14 protein-coding genes are annotated in these 15,295 nt (G+C 52.6%); 4 read left to right on the top strand and 10 right to left on the bottom strand.

The window, feature by feature from the left end:
* Nucleotides 1-10: 10 nt before the first annotated feature.
* From GYMC10_RS09685 to GYMC10_RS09670, 4 genes are all read right to left on the bottom strand, one after another.
* Nucleotides 11-1,729 (bottom strand): helicase-associated domain-containing protein, encoded by a 1,719-nt coding sequence (locus tag GYMC10_RS09685; RefSeq protein WP_015734321.1) that lies wholly within the window; start codon nucleotides 1,727-1,729, stop codon nucleotides 11-13.
* A complete protein-coding gene (locus GYMC10_RS09680) occupies nucleotides 1,726-3,534 on the bottom strand; it encodes a DNA repair helicase XPB (RefSeq protein WP_261979654.1) in 1,809 nt (602 codons plus the stop codon). The genes GYMC10_RS09685 and GYMC10_RS09680 overlap by 4 nt, the downstream gene beginning before the upstream one ends.
* A 118-nt stretch (nucleotides 3,535-3,652) precedes the next feature.
* Nucleotides 3,653-4,831, bottom strand: a complete 1,179-nt coding sequence (locus GYMC10_RS09675; protein ID WP_015734319.1) for a M20 family metallopeptidase — start codon at nucleotides 4,829-4,831, stop codon at nucleotides 3,653-3,655.
* A gap of 24 nt (nucleotides 4,832-4,855) precedes the next feature.
* The gene (locus GYMC10_RS09670; RefSeq protein WP_015734318.1) at nucleotides 4,856-5,365 is read right to left on the bottom strand and encodes an NUDIX hydrolase; all 510 of its coding nucleotides are present in this window, start codon (nucleotides 5,363-5,365) and stop codon (nucleotides 4,856-4,858) included.
* A 252-nt stretch (nucleotides 5,366-5,617) separates the two neighbouring features.
* Between GYMC10_RS09670 and GYMC10_RS09665 the strand changes: the two genes are divergently transcribed.
* Both GYMC10_RS09665 and ftsW read left to right on the top strand, forming a co-directional pair.
* On the top strand, nucleotides 5,618-5,965 hold the full coding sequence (locus tag GYMC10_RS09665) for a YugN family protein (RefSeq protein ID WP_009589628.1): 348 nt from the start codon (nucleotides 5,618-5,620) through the stop codon (nucleotides 5,963-5,965).
* Nucleotides 5,966-5,976: 11 nt separating this feature from the next.
* Nucleotides 5,977-7,194, top strand: a complete 1,218-nt coding sequence (gene ftsW / locus GYMC10_RS09660) for a putative lipid II flippase FtsW (RefSeq protein WP_009589615.1) — start codon at nucleotides 5,977-5,979, stop codon at nucleotides 7,192-7,194.
* A 55-nt stretch (nucleotides 7,195-7,249) separates the two neighbouring features.
* Here ftsW and GYMC10_RS09655 read toward each other — a convergent pair whose 3' ends face one another.
* Nucleotides 7,250-7,636: an Asp23/Gls24 family envelope stress response protein gene (locus tag GYMC10_RS09655; RefSeq protein WP_009589611.1), complete on the bottom strand. Its 387-nt coding sequence runs from the start codon at nucleotides 7,634-7,636 to the stop codon at nucleotides 7,250-7,252.
* Nucleotides 7,637-7,823: 187 nt separating this feature from the next.
* On the opposite strand from GYMC10_RS09655, the gene cax reads away from it, so the two are divergent.
* The gene (gene cax / locus GYMC10_RS09650; protein WP_015734317.1) at nucleotides 7,824-8,897 is read left to right on the top strand and encodes a calcium/proton exchanger; all 1,074 of its coding nucleotides are present in this window, start codon (nucleotides 7,824-7,826) and stop codon (nucleotides 8,895-8,897) included.
* 114 nt (nucleotides 8,898-9,011) lie between these two features.
* On the opposite strand, the gene GYMC10_RS09645 is transcribed toward cax, so the two are convergent.
* From GYMC10_RS09645 to GYMC10_RS09625, 5 genes are all read right to left on the bottom strand, one after another.
* Nucleotides 9,012-9,299: a YlaN family protein gene (locus GYMC10_RS09645; RefSeq protein WP_009589686.1), complete on the bottom strand. Its 288-nt coding sequence runs from the start codon at nucleotides 9,297-9,299 to the stop codon at nucleotides 9,012-9,014.
* Between the two features lie 150 nt (nucleotides 9,300-9,449).
* Nucleotides 9,450-9,695 (bottom strand): HPr family phosphocarrier protein, encoded by a 246-nt coding sequence (locus tag GYMC10_RS09640; protein WP_009589671.1) that lies wholly within the window; start codon nucleotides 9,693-9,695, stop codon nucleotides 9,450-9,452.
* Between the two features lie 95 nt (nucleotides 9,696-9,790).
* Nucleotides 9,791-10,906, bottom strand: coding sequence for an aminopeptidase (locus GYMC10_RS09635; protein WP_015734316.1), 1,116 nt, complete (start codon nucleotides 10,904-10,906; stop codon nucleotides 9,791-9,793).
* 123 nt (nucleotides 10,907-11,029) lie between these two features.
* The gene (locus tag GYMC10_RS09630) at nucleotides 11,030-11,824 is read right to left on the bottom strand and encodes a hypothetical protein (RefSeq protein WP_261979650.1); all 795 of its coding nucleotides are present in this window, start codon (nucleotides 11,822-11,824) and stop codon (nucleotides 11,030-11,032) included.
* Between the two features lie 135 nt (nucleotides 11,825-11,959).
* Nucleotides 11,960-13,951 (bottom strand): sensor domain-containing diguanylate cyclase, encoded by a 1,992-nt coding sequence (locus GYMC10_RS09625; protein WP_015734314.1) that lies wholly within the window; start codon nucleotides 13,949-13,951, stop codon nucleotides 11,960-11,962.
* A gap of 525 nt (nucleotides 13,952-14,476) precedes the next feature.
* On the opposite strand from GYMC10_RS09625, the gene rpsD reads away from it, so the two are divergent.
* Nucleotides 14,477-15,079, top strand: coding sequence for a 30S ribosomal protein S4 (gene rpsD / locus GYMC10_RS09620; protein WP_009589567.1), 603 nt, complete (start codon nucleotides 14,477-14,479; stop codon nucleotides 15,077-15,079).
* Nucleotides 15,080-15,295: the final 216 nt, after the last annotated feature.

The raw sequence follows: 15,295 nt of genomic DNA, 5'->3' as shown, positions 1-15,295 counted from the left end.
TCAAACGCTTTTACGGAATCACAAGCCGCATTTCCCTCCATTCCCCTTCGCCTAACTCCACGATGGCTCCCGTCTTATCCGAATCCGGATCGTATAACGCACCCGAAATTTTCCACGGCTGACGCAGGATTTGAAATGGAATGAATTCCATGCGGCTGCCATCCACGGCAATCTCCAATTTGGCCGACAGCTCCAGCGCCTGCTCCATCATTTGTTTGGCCGTCGAGCCGTGGTAAGAGCGCCAATCCCGTGTCCACATGACAGGAATCCGGTTCAAATCGGGAATGATCGACGATGGATCCGGCAGGGTGTCATCAGGTTCAAGTACAAGCTCGCTTCGTGCCGGGCGGATCAATCCGCAGGAGGGACGGCTACGACTCCCCCACTGCATAGGGTAACGGTCATTTCCATCAGTACCCGCAAGTTCCGTATCCTCTTCCGGAAAAGCCTCTTCATAGCGAGGCGACTCGTTCAGGCCCGCCCTGTCCATCTCCTTGCCCCATTGGTATAAAGCAGATTGCACGTTCTCCGGCATTCCGGCGGCTGCATGTTTCGAGAAAAAGGCCGCGATTCTGTCCGGCTCCATTCCGGCTTTTGCCGCCTGAATCACCGAATCCCTTGTCAGGCGATAGACCGTCATCACATCATCCAAAATCCGCTCCGTGTAGCAAGCAGCTTGAAACTTAACGGAATTCGGCACATTGGGCGGTATCAAAATGTCAAAATCCGGCTGAATGAACAGACCCGATGATCCGGTATCAGCCCCTTCGCTTCCATCCAGCAAGGAGGAGGGGGCCACACGCCAGCGGAACAGGAATTGACCATCGTCATCGGCGCCCAAATCGGTGTAACCGCAGCCGGTTAATAACCGGAGCCATGAAGCGGCTTCCTCCGGCAATAATTCTTTTCCGGTGGATGCACCTCCTTCCAAAGGCTCAGAGACTGCAGCGGGCATCTGCCAGGCGCGGTACCACACCCCGCCGGACAACGACGAGTGACATATCCGCCAAGTCCAATGCTGAAACTCGGCCGAGTTCGGAATGTAACGTTCCATCATGTGAAGAAGGACGGACCGGTCCATCGCTTCCCGGGAGAGCATAAGCCAACGCCGCAATGAGGTACGGTTCAGCTTGAGTTCCCCCTGCTCTGCAACCACCAGCTCAAACGTAAACAGCAGATCCAACACCATCGCGACATGTGGAGGGTACGCATCCGAATGATCATAGTGAAGGGCGAGCCCTTCGACATCGTATGGCGTTAAGGCGATCTCGCCCCCCAGTTTCTGAATGCATTTCTTATGCAAAATCCCCTTTACGGTCAACGATACGCGGTTCTTGGCCATATATACGAGAACATTGAACATATCGATCGCTATGCCGCTTCTTGCTTCCTGCTGAAGCCTCACGGATACAGAAGGCAGGGAGCCTGTTTCATGAGCCTCTACAGGACCACAGCCTTCTAGGAGGATCTGCAGCTTGTCAAAAGGAATGAAATACAGCCTCTCGCCCCAACCCCGCTTGACCGCTCGCACCCATCCCTGTTGTCTCAAGGAGATGAAGGCAAGCTGCGCCTCCACGCCGCTCAAGCGGGGAAATCGCAATGAGCGCAGCTTGTCGTCATCGAAACCCTGCCCGGCAAAGCGGCGCCAGATATGATAGAGGACCGATCGCTCCTTCGGAAGGAGCCGTTCCAGGCTCATCGTGTCCGCCATGTCCTGCTGCCTCGTCATCTCCACGAGACCTCCTTCCCGTCGGGATGCTGATAAGAACGGGGATTTCGCATCGCGATCAGATCCAGGGAGGCCGCCGGCTGCTTTGCATGTATCGCGTGATATTCGTACCCCTGCTCAATCAGAAACAGCTGTCGCCGGATCGCAAAGATCTCCTCCCGGCTGTCCTCCGTTACCAATGCATAAAAATAAGCCCGATTCTCCCCTGACTTCGGCCGCAGCAAACGTCCAAGCCGCTGCGCTTCCTCCTGCCGAGAGCCGTAACTGCCCGAAACCTCGATCGCTACGGAAGCATCGGGGAGATCGACCGCGAAGTTTGCCACTTTCGATACGACAAGCACGCGTATGTTTCCTTCCCTGAAGGCGTTATACCATTCGTTGCGCTGATCCTGGGTCATTTGTCCCGTGATGAGCGGGGCCTGCAGCTCCCTGGAAATGGCATGGAGCTGATCCAGGTATTGTCCAATGATGAGCGTCTGCGCATCCTTGTGGACATCCACGAGCTGCCGAATCACATCAAGTTTGGAGGGATTCTCGGCAGCCAGCCGATATTGCTCCCTTTTGTTTGCCGTTTCGCAGGCTTCTCTGATCTCGTCCGGCAGCGGCACCTTAATCTCCGTGCAGGTCACCGAAGCAATCCACCCTTGTGCCTCCAGCCTTTTCCACGGCATTTCATATCGTTTGGGACCGATCAGGGAGAACACGTCGCTCTCCCTTCCATCCTCGCGAACCAAAGTGGCGGTCAGGCCAAGCCTGCGGGTCGCCTGGATGTCGGCCGTCGCGCGGAATACCGGTGCGGGAAGAAGATGAACCTCGTCATAAATGATCAAGCCCCAGCGCCGTTCATTAAACAGCTTCATATGCTGCTGCTCCTCCCCCTTGCCCTGCCGGTGGGTCAAGATGTGGTAGGTAGCGACCGTCACCGGCCTGACCTGTTTGCGTTGACCGGAGTATTCGCCGATTTCATCCACGGACAGCGTCGTTTTCTGCATCAGCTCGGCGATCCACTGCCTTACCGACGTAGTATTGGAAGTGAGGATCAGCGTCTCGCATTGCAGCTCGCGCATGGCGGCGATGCCAATGACCGTTTTCCCGGCCCCGCATGGCAGGACCAGCACTCCGTTGCCGCCTTCGCCGCCAATATCCCTGAAGGATTCGGCAGCCTTCTGCTGATAGTCGCGAAGCACGAAGCGCTGATCGTTGGATCCGCCGTTCGAATCTTCAAGGCGCCAGCTGCCCGATTTTTCTCCCCGCCAAAGAATGTTCAGGTATTGCCCGTCCATATATCCCGCGTGGTCCAGCACAGGATAGCCGAGCCGGGTCATCTCCTGCTTTAACACGCCGCGGCGGTCCGAAGGCACCTCTGCTTCCTTCGGTGAAATCAACCGGATGCCGATTTCCCTCAGGGAGCGATGGGACGTCAGCTCCTGCATCAGGGCTTCCTCATTGCTGGATAACAGCAATGCACGTTCAAGCGTTGGATGCGGGAGCAGCGACAGCTGCCCGTAACGCCCAACGAGCTGGCGAACCTCTTCCAGCAGGGCGGCCGGCACGTCCCAACGCGACAACGACTGAAGGCTCGAGCAAATCGCTTCAGCCGACATGCCCCCTGCAGCGGCGTTCCATAAAGATAAAGGGGTCAGGCGATATGTATGAAAAGACGCGGGACTTTTGATCAAATCCGCATATTGGGCTAGCTGCTCGCGCGCAGCCTCCGCATCCGCATGGGCGGTTTCAAGAAGTATGGTCCGATCGCGCTGGACGATGCAAGGCTTGTTGTGCACCCTTATTCCTCCTCGTGACATTCGGTCATCTTAAAAAAAAGAAGTCCACATCCATGTCCTGGATCTGAACTTCCCCTATGATCAATAGGATTTCCAAATAACGAGCGTTCATGCGCGAAGATTGCGATTTTGTGAAAGTCTATTCCCCGTTCTGATAGCTCGACACCATCTCGACCAGCAGCTTCGCCCCGTAGCGCATCGCATCTTCATCAAAGTCGAACATTGGATGATGATGCGGATAAATCGCCCCTTTGTCGGGGTTGCCGGCTCCAACGAAAATGAAGCAGCCCGGAATTTCCTTCAAGTAATAAGCGAAATCCTCCGCCGGCATCAGTTTGGGCGAGACGATGACCTGATCCGCATCGAACACTTTGGGTGCCGTACGGAAAAATCGTGCGGTTTCGGCTTCATCGTTCACCACGGGAGGGTAGCCGACGAGATATCGAACCGCCGCCTTTGTGCCGTAGGTTTCGGAAACCGTCCGGGTCATATGCTCGATCCGCTCCCGGATCAACGCCCGGGTAGGTTCGTCAAACGTGCGCACCGTCCCCGTGATCCGGCAGGAGGAGGCTATGACGTTTTGCGCCGTTCCGGCTTGCATCGTCCCTACCGTAACGACGGAAGGCTGCAGCGGATCCACGGTGCGGCTTACGATGGTTTGAAGCTGCATGACAAGCGCAGCCCCCGCAACCAGGGCATCGGCCGTCACATGCGGCATGCCGCCATGCCCCCCGCGCCCCGTAATGTCAATGAAAAACTCATCCGCCGCCGCCATCAGCGGACCCGGCGCGCTCGCTGCGGTGCCTACAGGTAACGGCGTCCACAGGTGCAGACCATAGACGACGTCGGCCCCTTCGAGCGCTCCGTCCTTGATCATCTCCACCGCGCCGCCGGGGCATACTTCCTCCGCCGGCTGGAACATAAAACGAATCTCCCCCTGAATTTCTTCCGGGAACGTGCTGTAATATGCGGCGGCTCCAAGCAGCATGGAGGCATGCCCGTCATGCCCGCAAGCGTGCATCACTCCCTGCACCCTGGATTTGTATTCGCAGCTCTTGCCGTCCTCGATCGGCAGCGCATCCATGTCGGACCGCAGCACAACCGTCCTGCCGGGTTTATCCCCTTTTAATGTCCCTATAACTCCATGCCCGCCAACACCGGTCTTGACCGCAAGACCGAGCTCCTGCAGCCGGGCTGCTATAAATGCCGAAGTTTCCTTCTCCTGGAACGAAAGCTCCGGGTGCATATGTAAATGACGCCGCCACTCCACCATCCGTGGATACCATTGATCCCAAAATGCTTCCTTCATCAAGTTCATCATCCTTCCCCCGCTATTGGCGGCTCAATCGATCGCAAGAAAGCCGTGGAGTTTGCTCAGCAGCAGTCCGTGCCCAACCATGGCATCCATCCGGCCGCCCTCCTTGATCTTGCGATATACATCCCTGAGCGGGACCCACACCGCTTTAACGTCTTCGTCTTCCTCTTGATTCGACTCCCGGCTCCCGGACACCTTCAAATCGTCGGTGAAATAAAAATAAACGTTCCGGTTGGCCAGAGAAGCCATCGGATAAGCACTGCCCATGTAGGACAGGTCCTTGCACTGCACGCCTGCCTCTTCCTCAAGCTCCCGCTTAACGGCAAACGCGCGTTCCTCGCCGGGCTTCACCGTTCCGCCGGGAAGCTCCCAGGTGATCTCATTCACCGCTTCCCGATGCTGGCATACCAGTAGCAGGCACCCTTGATGGACGGCCACAACCGCTGCCGAATCCGGAATCCGGTCGATCACGACGATTTCCTTCTGCCCGTTTTCTTCCACTGCATAATACTCCGTGCGGTAAACGACGCGGTTCATAGGCCGTATCCACCCTTCGCTTGAATTGAAGTCCTATGAATATATAACCACCAGGATGGAAAGCGTACATTTCACAGCGTTTTCACTTGCATTTATTTTAACAGAAAAGAAGAATGCTTGCCGTTATCAAAATCTTATCTGGATAAATGGTCTCAATTGAAGCGTGACGGGCGGTACAGGCTTGCACAAGTTCTTGAAACATACTATCATATTAAAGAACTTTGCAAGGACTATTAAGGGGGTTACGACCACATGATTTTCGAAAATACAGGCTTGGACGGATTGCACAGCGATTTAGCTTACCTCGATGAATGTGCCGAGAAAGTAGGCTTCATTCGTTGGCAGTGGGAATACTACCGCGCTACATACGACTTGAAAATCGAAGATAAAAAAAATCAGGCTGAATACTTCCTGCGCATTAACACCCGCGCTGTTGAAGGCAAGCTGGAGAAACCCGACACCATCCTCAAAATCGAAGCGGTATACCTGGGTAAAGCCACGTTCCCGCACGGTCTCGAGTATGAATCCATGGCTCCGCAGCCTGTCATGAATGTGGCCACCAAGAAGCTTCAAGAGCTCAAAGCTCTTCTGGAAGCGTAAGGTCGAACACGATGAATACGACCAAACCTCAGCCGAAGAGAGGGACGCCTGATTTCCAACTGCTGATCCTTACCTTGCTGTTGGTGGGATTCGGACTGATCATGGTGTTCAGTTCCAGCTCCAGCTTGGCCGTTTTCAATGAAAAATTCAATAACGATCCGCTGCACTTCACGAAGCGGCAAGCCGCGTTTGCGGTTCTGGGCACGTTTGTCATGTTTGTGGCCATGAACATCAACTATAAGAAATACAAGAAGCTATTCATACCGGTGTTTTTTCTAACCTTGATGCTGCTGATTCTTGTGGTGATTATCGGTTCCGCAACCAACGGCGCCACAAGCTGGTTTAATTTGGGGAAATTCGGCATCCAGCCGACCGAACTGGCCAAAATCGCGACCATCGTCTATCTGGCAGCGCTGATCACCAAAAAAGGGGAACGAATCCGTCAATGGAAGGGCGGTTTCTTCCCCGTACTCATTATTGTAGGGATCGTAGCTGGCCTGATCATGCTTCAGCCCGACCTGGGCTCCTGCTTCATCCTCGTGGCTACCAGCGGGCTGTTGATCTATGCGGGGGGCGCCAGCCTTAAGCATATTCTCGGCTGTATCTCGCTTGTTGCGCTTGGCCTGGTGCTCACGCTCGGCGTCGGATCGCTCTTCAACTCCGGCGGAGATCAGGAGCAGGCCTCCAAGAACTACAAGATGGGACGAATCGAGGCATTCATGGACCCGTTCCATGACGAATCGGACACGGGCTACAATCTGGTCCAATCGCTGATTGCCATCGGCCAGGGCGGCGTTACCGGAGCGGGTTACGGGGAGAGCGTGCAGAAGCTGCATTATCTGCCGAATCCTTACAACGATTTCATCTTCTCGGTCATCGGCGAAGAATTCGGTTTTATCGGAACCGCGATATTCCTGCTGCTCTATTTATACTTCATCCTGCGGGGGATCATCGTGTCGCTTCGCTGCTCGGATCCGTTCGGAACCTTGACCGGCGTCGGCATCATGGGACTTATCGCCATTCAGGCCTTCATCAACATCGGCGGGGTGACCAATACCATTCCGATTACGGGCGTTACCCTCCCGTTCATCAGTTACGGCGGTTCCTCGCTGCTGGTCATGATGCTGAGCATGGGCATCGTGCTTAGCATATCCAGGGACAGCAACCGTCCGATGAAAGAGGAGCAGGTTAAATCCGTAATTAAAAAAGACTACCGGGCAACCGTGTAGTCTTTTTTGTTCATTTTTTTCATCATTAGCGGGGGCTGATCCCCCAAGGTTCGTCTTATTTGGCTCGAAGCTGAATATCGTCGATTTCGTCGTCTTTGAAAGCTACGCCTTCGACCTTCACGTTGACCTCAACCACGCGAAGCCCTGTCATGCTCTCGACAGCTTCGCGGACATTCTGTTGAAGCATGCGGCACACTTCATGTATAGGCGTCTCGTAAAGCACGATAATCCGCAGGTCGATCGCTGCCTCCAGCTGCCCTACTTCTACCGTAACACCCTTTTGCACATTTTTGCCGCTCAGCCGCTTCGCCCAGCCCTCGGACAATCCACCGGACATGGCTGCAATACCTGGGGTTTCCAAGGCAGCCAATCCGGCAATTTTCGAGACGACATCATCCGATATTCGAATCAAACCGTTATCCAGTTGAAGTTGTTCCGTCATGCCATTTCCTCCTTCACCTCATTATCCGTTATTGTAAATGGTAACGGGCCTAAAAAGCAAATGCTCGCTTCTGAAAAGAACGATAATTTTTCGAAAAATTTGGGTATATTGTAAAAAGCGATACGAGAATCGTCGTTTTCGCTCGCAAGTACTCATCAGTACATAAACCATAAGGTAGGTGTCGGTTATGAAGAAATGGCTCAATCCCGCGCTTCTGATCTTTACCTTTTTGCTTAGTGCGCTGGGACATTTTGCGAATTGGAACTTCACGCTCCAATTCATTCTGTCTGCCATCGCGGTTATTTTTGTCGCCGGTTTTCTCGGCAAAGCAACGGAAAGCGTCGCGCATTACGCCGGCCAACGGCTCGGGGGATTCCTGAACGCTACCTTCGGCAACGCGGCAGAGCTGATCATCGCCATCCTGCTGATTAAGGAAGGTTTGTACGACATGGTGAAAGCCAGCATCACCGGCTCCATTATCGGCAACCTGCTGCTCGTCCTCGGGCTAAGCCTGTTTGCAGGGGGCCTCAAATTTAAAATCCAGAAATACAATGTGACGCTGGCTGGTCTGAACGGATCCCTGATGACGCTGGCCATTATCGCCCTGTTCATCCCTGCGGTCTTTCTGAATACCCACTCCATTACGGAGGGTGAAACCAAGACGCTCAGCCTCATTGTGGCGGGAATTCTGATCGTGGCCTACATCGCATGGCTTGGATTCTCGATGATCACCCATAAAAATTATTTGGCGGATGTCAGCGACGATCACGACCAGGATGCGCTCCCGCACGAGCACGGTCCCACTTGGTCCAAGAAGCGCTCGATTCTGTACCTTGTCATTGCCACCGTGATGGTTGCGTTTGTCAGCGAATGGCTTGTCGGGGTGCTTGAGCCCATCAGTCACGAATATGGCCTCAGCGAGCTGTTCATCGGGGCCTTCCTGGTAGCGATTATCGGCAACGCCGCAGAGCATAGTGCTGCCATCATGCTTGCGATGAAGAACAAAATCGGCGCGGCCGTAGAAATTGCCGTCGGCAGCAGCCTGCAGATCGCCCTGTTCGTTGCTCCCGTGCTTGTGTTCATCAGCTTCTTCCTTGGGGATACGATGGATCTCGTCTTTACCACGCTGGAGCTGGTCGCCATCGGCGTCGCCGTATTCATAGCCAGGTCCATTACGCAGGACGGCGCCTCCAACTGGTATGAAGGCCTACTGCTGCTCGCCGTATACGTCATACTGGGCGTCTCCTTCTTCCTCGTATAAACCTTGGAAGCGGTGATTGCCACGGATTCAAATCTAATCGAAAAGCTAGAAAAAAACGCATGTCGCGGGAGCGCGACATGCGTTTCTCTATGTATGCGCCTGTACGAGTACAGGCTATTTGGATTGATTCATGGCTTCGTACAGGACCGCCAGATTGCGTTCAAGCTTGCTGATCAGCTGCTTTCCCGTACTTTCCGGAAGAAGCCCGGCCCGCACCGCGAAATCAACCTCTTTTGAAAAACCGTACATTTGGGTATCCAGCACTTCCTCATAGAGAGGGCAATAACGGGTCGCCAGATTCTCCATCTGTACTTCAATAAGCTTTAGGATTTTATCTGCATCTTCATGAAGAAGACTGATCGCTTTGAGATTCAGCTGTTCCTGTAAATCAGATGAAGTCATGATCTTCCCCCCTATGTCAAAAATCACAGCACAGTTACTATCTTTAATATTAGTCGAAATCGTTTCTCAATACAAGGACCTGAACAAAATAGACCCCTTCTCTACGAAAAAACACCCTTCCATGGATTGAAAGGGTGTTTTTGGCGAATGTTATTCAGCCACGACGGATACGTTCAAGCCATGCTTGGTGAATACGTCGATCATTGCTTTTTTGGCTTCATCGGCATCAGGACCATGTACATGCAGTTCATAGCTTTGGCTGTTGACAAGCGTTGTGAACAGACCCAGGATGCTCTTAACATCAATGTACTTGTTCTCCGCCTGCAAAACGATGGAGGATGTGAACTGGCTGGCTGTTTGCGAAATTTCTACGATAGATTGATTGTTATTGGACATACGAATCCCTCCGTAACTTTAGGATCTGAATAAAGCTCATCACTGCACCTTCATGATACATTGAATCCGTTTTCTTATGCAACATTTTTTCCAATCTATTTAAGATTTTCCGGATTTAATGCTTCCAGTTCTGGAATAACGAATAGGCCATCCTTGCGGATCAGGCGATCATCAAAGTAGATTTCCCCGCCGCCGTACTCCGGACGCTGGATCAAAACGAGATCCCAGTGAATGGAGGATCGGTTGCCGTTGTCTGTTACATCATATGCTTGGCCAGGCGTAAAATGCAGGCTTCCTGCAATTTTCTCATCGAAGAGAATATCCTTCATCGGTGTCAAAATGTACGGGTTGAAGCCGATGGCAAATTCGCCGATGTACCGCGCACCCTCATCCGAATCCAGGATCTCGTTCAGCCGCTTCGTGTCGCTCCCTGTTGCTTCGACGATTTTCCCGTTTTCAAAGCGGAATTTAATATTTTCGAAGGTGACTCCATTGTAAAGAGTCGGGGTGTTGTAAGCGATCGTCCCGTTAACCGAGTCACGAACGGGCGCGGTGTACACCTCGCCATCCGGAATGTTCTTCTGGCCGGAGCACTTTTCCGCGCCGATGTTTTTGATCGAGAAGCTGAGGTCCGTTCCCGGTCCCACGATGCGAACCTTGTCGGTATTCCTCATCAGCTCGGCCAAAGGATCCTGGGCGCGGTCCATTTTGGAGTAATCCAGATTGCACACATCGAAGTAGAAATCCTCAAAGGCCTCCGTGCTGGTGTTGGCAAGCTGCGCCATGCTGGCGTTCGGGTAACGGAGAACCACCCATTTGGTGCGCTTCACGCGCTCTTCGCTATGTACGGGATGCGAGTAAAGGGCATTGTACAGCTTCATGTTCTCTTCGGGCACGTCAGCCATATCGTTGACGTTCTCGCCTGCGCGGATGCCGATGTAACAATCCATTTTTTTCATGCGTTCAAGATCCAGCTCTGCCCACAGCTCAAGCTGCTCCTTATTTGCGTTCTTCAACATCGCGCGCTGGACCGTACGATCCGTCAATTGCACGAACGGGCGGCCGCCTCCCTTCGAGACCTCCTCGATAATGGCATTCAGCAGATCGCGCTCCGATCCGATCATTTCGATGAGCACATTTTCCCCTGGCTGCATATCCACGGAGTAGTTCACGAGATTCTGAGCCAATTTTTGAATTCTGGGATCACGCATATGTCTTATCCTCCTTATGATGACTGTTCCCTATTGTATAAATTGAACAGCGGTAAATTTATATTATTGTAGCACGCCGGGCAGCCTCGCGTCAGCGCTCATCGTGAAAAAATTTTTAATGGCTCAATAACCGGTAAACGTAACATCCGACAGCAGTGTTTCGGTACGTGCTTTGCCTTGTTCGTCCACAAAGGATAACCTGCGCTCCATGGTCATCTTGGTAGGCAACTGGCTTTTTCTGTTAATGGTTACATGACAGACCGAAACGGCATCCGCCTCATTCAGCATGTTTTTCATTTCATGGTAGTCCCTTTCCCAGATTTCCTTCAGCCGCTTGCGAACCTTCGGATCGTCGCTGTATAACGGGTCGCCTTTGCGTTCAATCCGCTCAGCCAACGCCTTCATCTGCTCATCCAGCGACTCGTCCACCATATGGGCAGCCGCCTCGGGCGACAGCTCGACACGCAGCACCTTCGTTCCTCTTGCGGCCCCCAGTTCCTGGGTTACGGTCTTCTCCGACTTGCCCATGTACTCCAGCAATTCCAGCGGATTTAACCGGTTCATCCACATTCCCCCGGCATGCTCCGACGAAAGCGTCCTCCACTTGCCATCCTTTCGCTTGAGCGTCACGGTAAGTTCATTCGATTTATATGCCGATTCGGCGGACATCTTGTCATTCTTTATGACGGTGCTTCTCTCTTTTGAAGATAAGGTCAGGTCGGAATGATGCCGCAGATTCCCTTCAAACGCTAGGCTTTCCTCAAACGGTCCTGTTTCTCCGCTCCGAATCGCCGTTTCTCCTCGAAAAGAGAAATTATCGATGCCCGACAGCCCCGACAAAGCACGGTTAAACGCTTCTTCGGCAGTCAGCTGATCCTGCCAGGCGCATCCGGTTAAGCCAAAAATGAATACCATCATTGCGATGACGCTTCCTAACCTTCTGTTTCGCATAATCATCAGCCTCTCGTTGATCTTGCTATTAGGCTATCCGCGGCCCCTTACATTATGCAGATTACAGAAAAAACCCTGCAGCCTCTCTTAGCTGCAGGGTATCTAATCCATTCCGATCTCGGCTTCGGCCCTCTCCACGACGATCCGGTTGCGGCCGCCATTCTTCGCTTCGTAGAGCGCCATATCCGCCCGATAGAAGAGCGACTCCACGCTGATCTTGTCATTGGTCCAGTTCCACTCGGAAATCCCGCAGGACACCGTTACGCGCGGATCGGTCTCTTCGGCCACCCGTAAGCGAATCCGTTCGGCCACCTGCACCGCCTGCTGAATGCCGAGTCCCGGCAAATACACCGCAAGCTCCTCACCGCCCCAACGGGCCGGAATATCGCTGTGACGAATGGTTGTTTTTACGATGCTGCTGACCTGCTTCAGAATCTTGTCACCACGCTGGTGCCCGAACGTGTCGTTGACCTGCTTGAATTCGTCGATGTCCACCACGATGAGCGAGCCGCAAAAATCACGGTTCTGGCATTCATGGATTATTTCATCCAGATAATGTCTGGCGTACAGTTCGGTCAGCATATCCCGGTTAGCCATTCTTCTCACTTCCGCATGCAGGAAGGCATTCCCGATCGCCAAGCCGATATGGCTTGTCAAGGCTTGAAGCAGCCGATAGCTGTCGTACGAGAAATAATGCCGCTTCGCATGGGTGAGCAGGACGACGCCCCTCACCTCGCCGTTAACCATTAGCGGAGTAGCAATCATCGAGCTGGACCGCGTGCTCTCCATCAGCCTGGATTCTGCCGGACGCTCTTCCTGATAGTCTGACAGAATGAGCGGCTCCTTCGAATGATAGACGAGGCCCCCCAAGCCGTAGTCCTTCTCGAAGACCTCCTTGGCCAGCCACTCGGCGTTGCAGGATACCACCTCTAGACCGCCAAGCTCCTCATTATGGATCAGAATGCAGCAGTAATCCGCCTCAAGGATCTTGAGCAGCTCATGATTGGCGAATTGAAATATCTCCGCCAAATGCAAGCTTTTGTTCAGCCGCTGGGTCAGCTCATTAATCATGCGGAGCTCATGAATCATCAGGTTGGATTGCTCGTACAGTTTGGCGTTCTCGAAGGCGGTGCCTGCGGCATCGGCCATCATCCCCAGCAGCTCCAGATCCATATCGGGCAGTTCCGACTTGTCCACTTCAACGTGAAGCACCCCATAGACGCCCTGCTTGCCTCCCATGGGAATCCCGATCTCCACCAGCGTGTCGGGTTCTTCATGCTCATGAATCGTTAGGGAACCTTCCATAAAGGTGCGAACATAAACCTCTTCCTGCCAATGATGGAGCAGCAGCGGGCGCACGAGCGGATGAACGCTTTCATGGTCCTGTGACATAAATAATTCGACTTTCGCCTTGGGATACAGGGCCAGGACGCTATCAATAGCCTCCACCAGCACGCTGTCCACATTGATCTGCACATGCATCCGCTTCACGTACTGAAACAAGATGGAACGCCTCTGCACTTCACGTTCGGCTTGGCGGTGGACCTTCTCCAGGTCATCCGCAAAGATGTACTCCATCTGGCGGTAGAAGCAGGAACGGAACAGCAATGCGTAAGTTTCCGTCAGCATGAGCGACTGCTCCGGCTCCATCCTCCCCGAGGCAACGCTGACCATCACCGCAAAAAAATCGCCATGGACGCGCGTGAACAGCGGGACAGCGCACAGCACCCTTCCCTCAAGCGAACCCTTGCCCATGCCTTGGGCGGCTTCTTTCGAACGGAGCGTATGCGCCAGCGTCTCGTCCTCGCTTGCATGAACGTATTCCGTTATTTCGGGTGCCCCTGTCAGCCAAGCTCCCTCATGAGAAAGAAGGGCCCAGCTGAATTTCCGCATCGCCTGCGTGCCAGCGCTTTCTCTTAGCCACTCCAGATAGCTGTCTGATATGAGAGGCTGAATATAAGGGAAATCATGAGGTGTAATATCCAAGCCCTGAAGCCATAGACGAGGCTCGTTTCCAGGAATTGGCCCGGCATCATTGAACATGACCGCAGAACCGGGAGAGCTTTCATACACTTTCCGTTGTTCTTCTGACATATTGGGCGCTCCTTTGCACCATTATAAAAGGCCTATCCAAGACTGGCGTTCCGATTCATAATGTAAGGATCCATTCGGCTGCCGCATGGCGGCAACCCGGCTGTTCAACATGTTGGGGAATGATAATAACCAAAAAACACTACGATATGTAACTAGATAATTGCTACTACTTATTCCAATATCATATTACTCTTTTCTACCCATTTTTGCATCAGAATTTATGCGTTTTTCACAATAATTTTAGGTCCATGGTCCTATCGACAAAATTAGACAAAAACCAAGTTATAGTAAGTTGCAGGTTGAACTTGACTTTATATCATTACTTCATATAATATTTATTGTTGAGTAAGAATGCAATGCATTCGATGAATTTGGGCGGGTTGTGTCACCCTCACGTTATTTGTTACTGACAGGACAGCGGCTGAACTTTCCTGGCAGATCTTCCGGAAGATGACGGATAGAGCAAACAAATACGGCGCAAATAGAGCCCTAATGAAACTTTAATTAAAAAGGAGTCTATATAACATGGCACGTTACACCGGTCCTAAATTTAAATTAAGCCGTCGTCTGGGAATCTCCCTGAGCGGTACAGGTAAAGAATTGGCAAAACGCCCTTTCCCTCCAGGTCAGCATGGTCCTAACCAACGGAGAAAAGTAAGCAACTACGGTATGCAGCTTCAAGAAAAGCAAAAGCTGCGTCACATGTACGGCTTGGGCGAGAAGCAATTCCGCACCCTGTTTAACAAAGCTACCAGCATGAAAGGTATCGCGGGTGAGAACTTCATGTTCCTGCTTGAGAGCCGTCTGGACAACCTGGTATACCGTCTTGGCTTCAGCAACTCCCGTGCGGGCGCTCGTCAATTGGTAGCTCACGGTCACGTGACTGTGAACGGCAAGAAAGTCGATATCGCTTCTTACGCTGTAAGCACTGGCGATGTAATCGGCCTTCGTGAAAGAAGCCGCAGCCTTTCTTCCATCAAGGAAGCTTTGGCTAACCGCGTGCATCTTCCAGCTTACCTCGAGTTTGATGAAGCAGCAATGGAAGGGAAATACATCCGTCTTCCAGAACGTTCCGAGCTTTCCCAAGACATCGACGAGAAACAAATCGTCGAATTCTACAACCGTTAAGATTCATTCGGAACCCAAAAAACCTGAAGGCCTCGGCCTTCAGGTTTTTTTTGTGTGGCACGGCTCTCTCCGAAACGAAAAGCTCCTCCTTAAATCAAGGGCCTTCAAAGCTTTTTTCCCGTATGAACTTGGCGGCATATGTATTGCACCCTTCCCAAAAAAGTCATTCTTCCTCAAAAAAGGACACGCTATATAGGTACACATGATTCAAAACCT

The organism is Paenibacillus sp. Y412MC10 (assembly GCF_000024685.1).
Lineage (GTDB): Bacteria > Bacillota > Bacilli > Paenibacillales > Paenibacillaceae > Paenibacillus_AQ > Paenibacillus_AQ lautus_A.
This window is presented reverse-complemented; position numbering and strand designations above follow the sequence as displayed.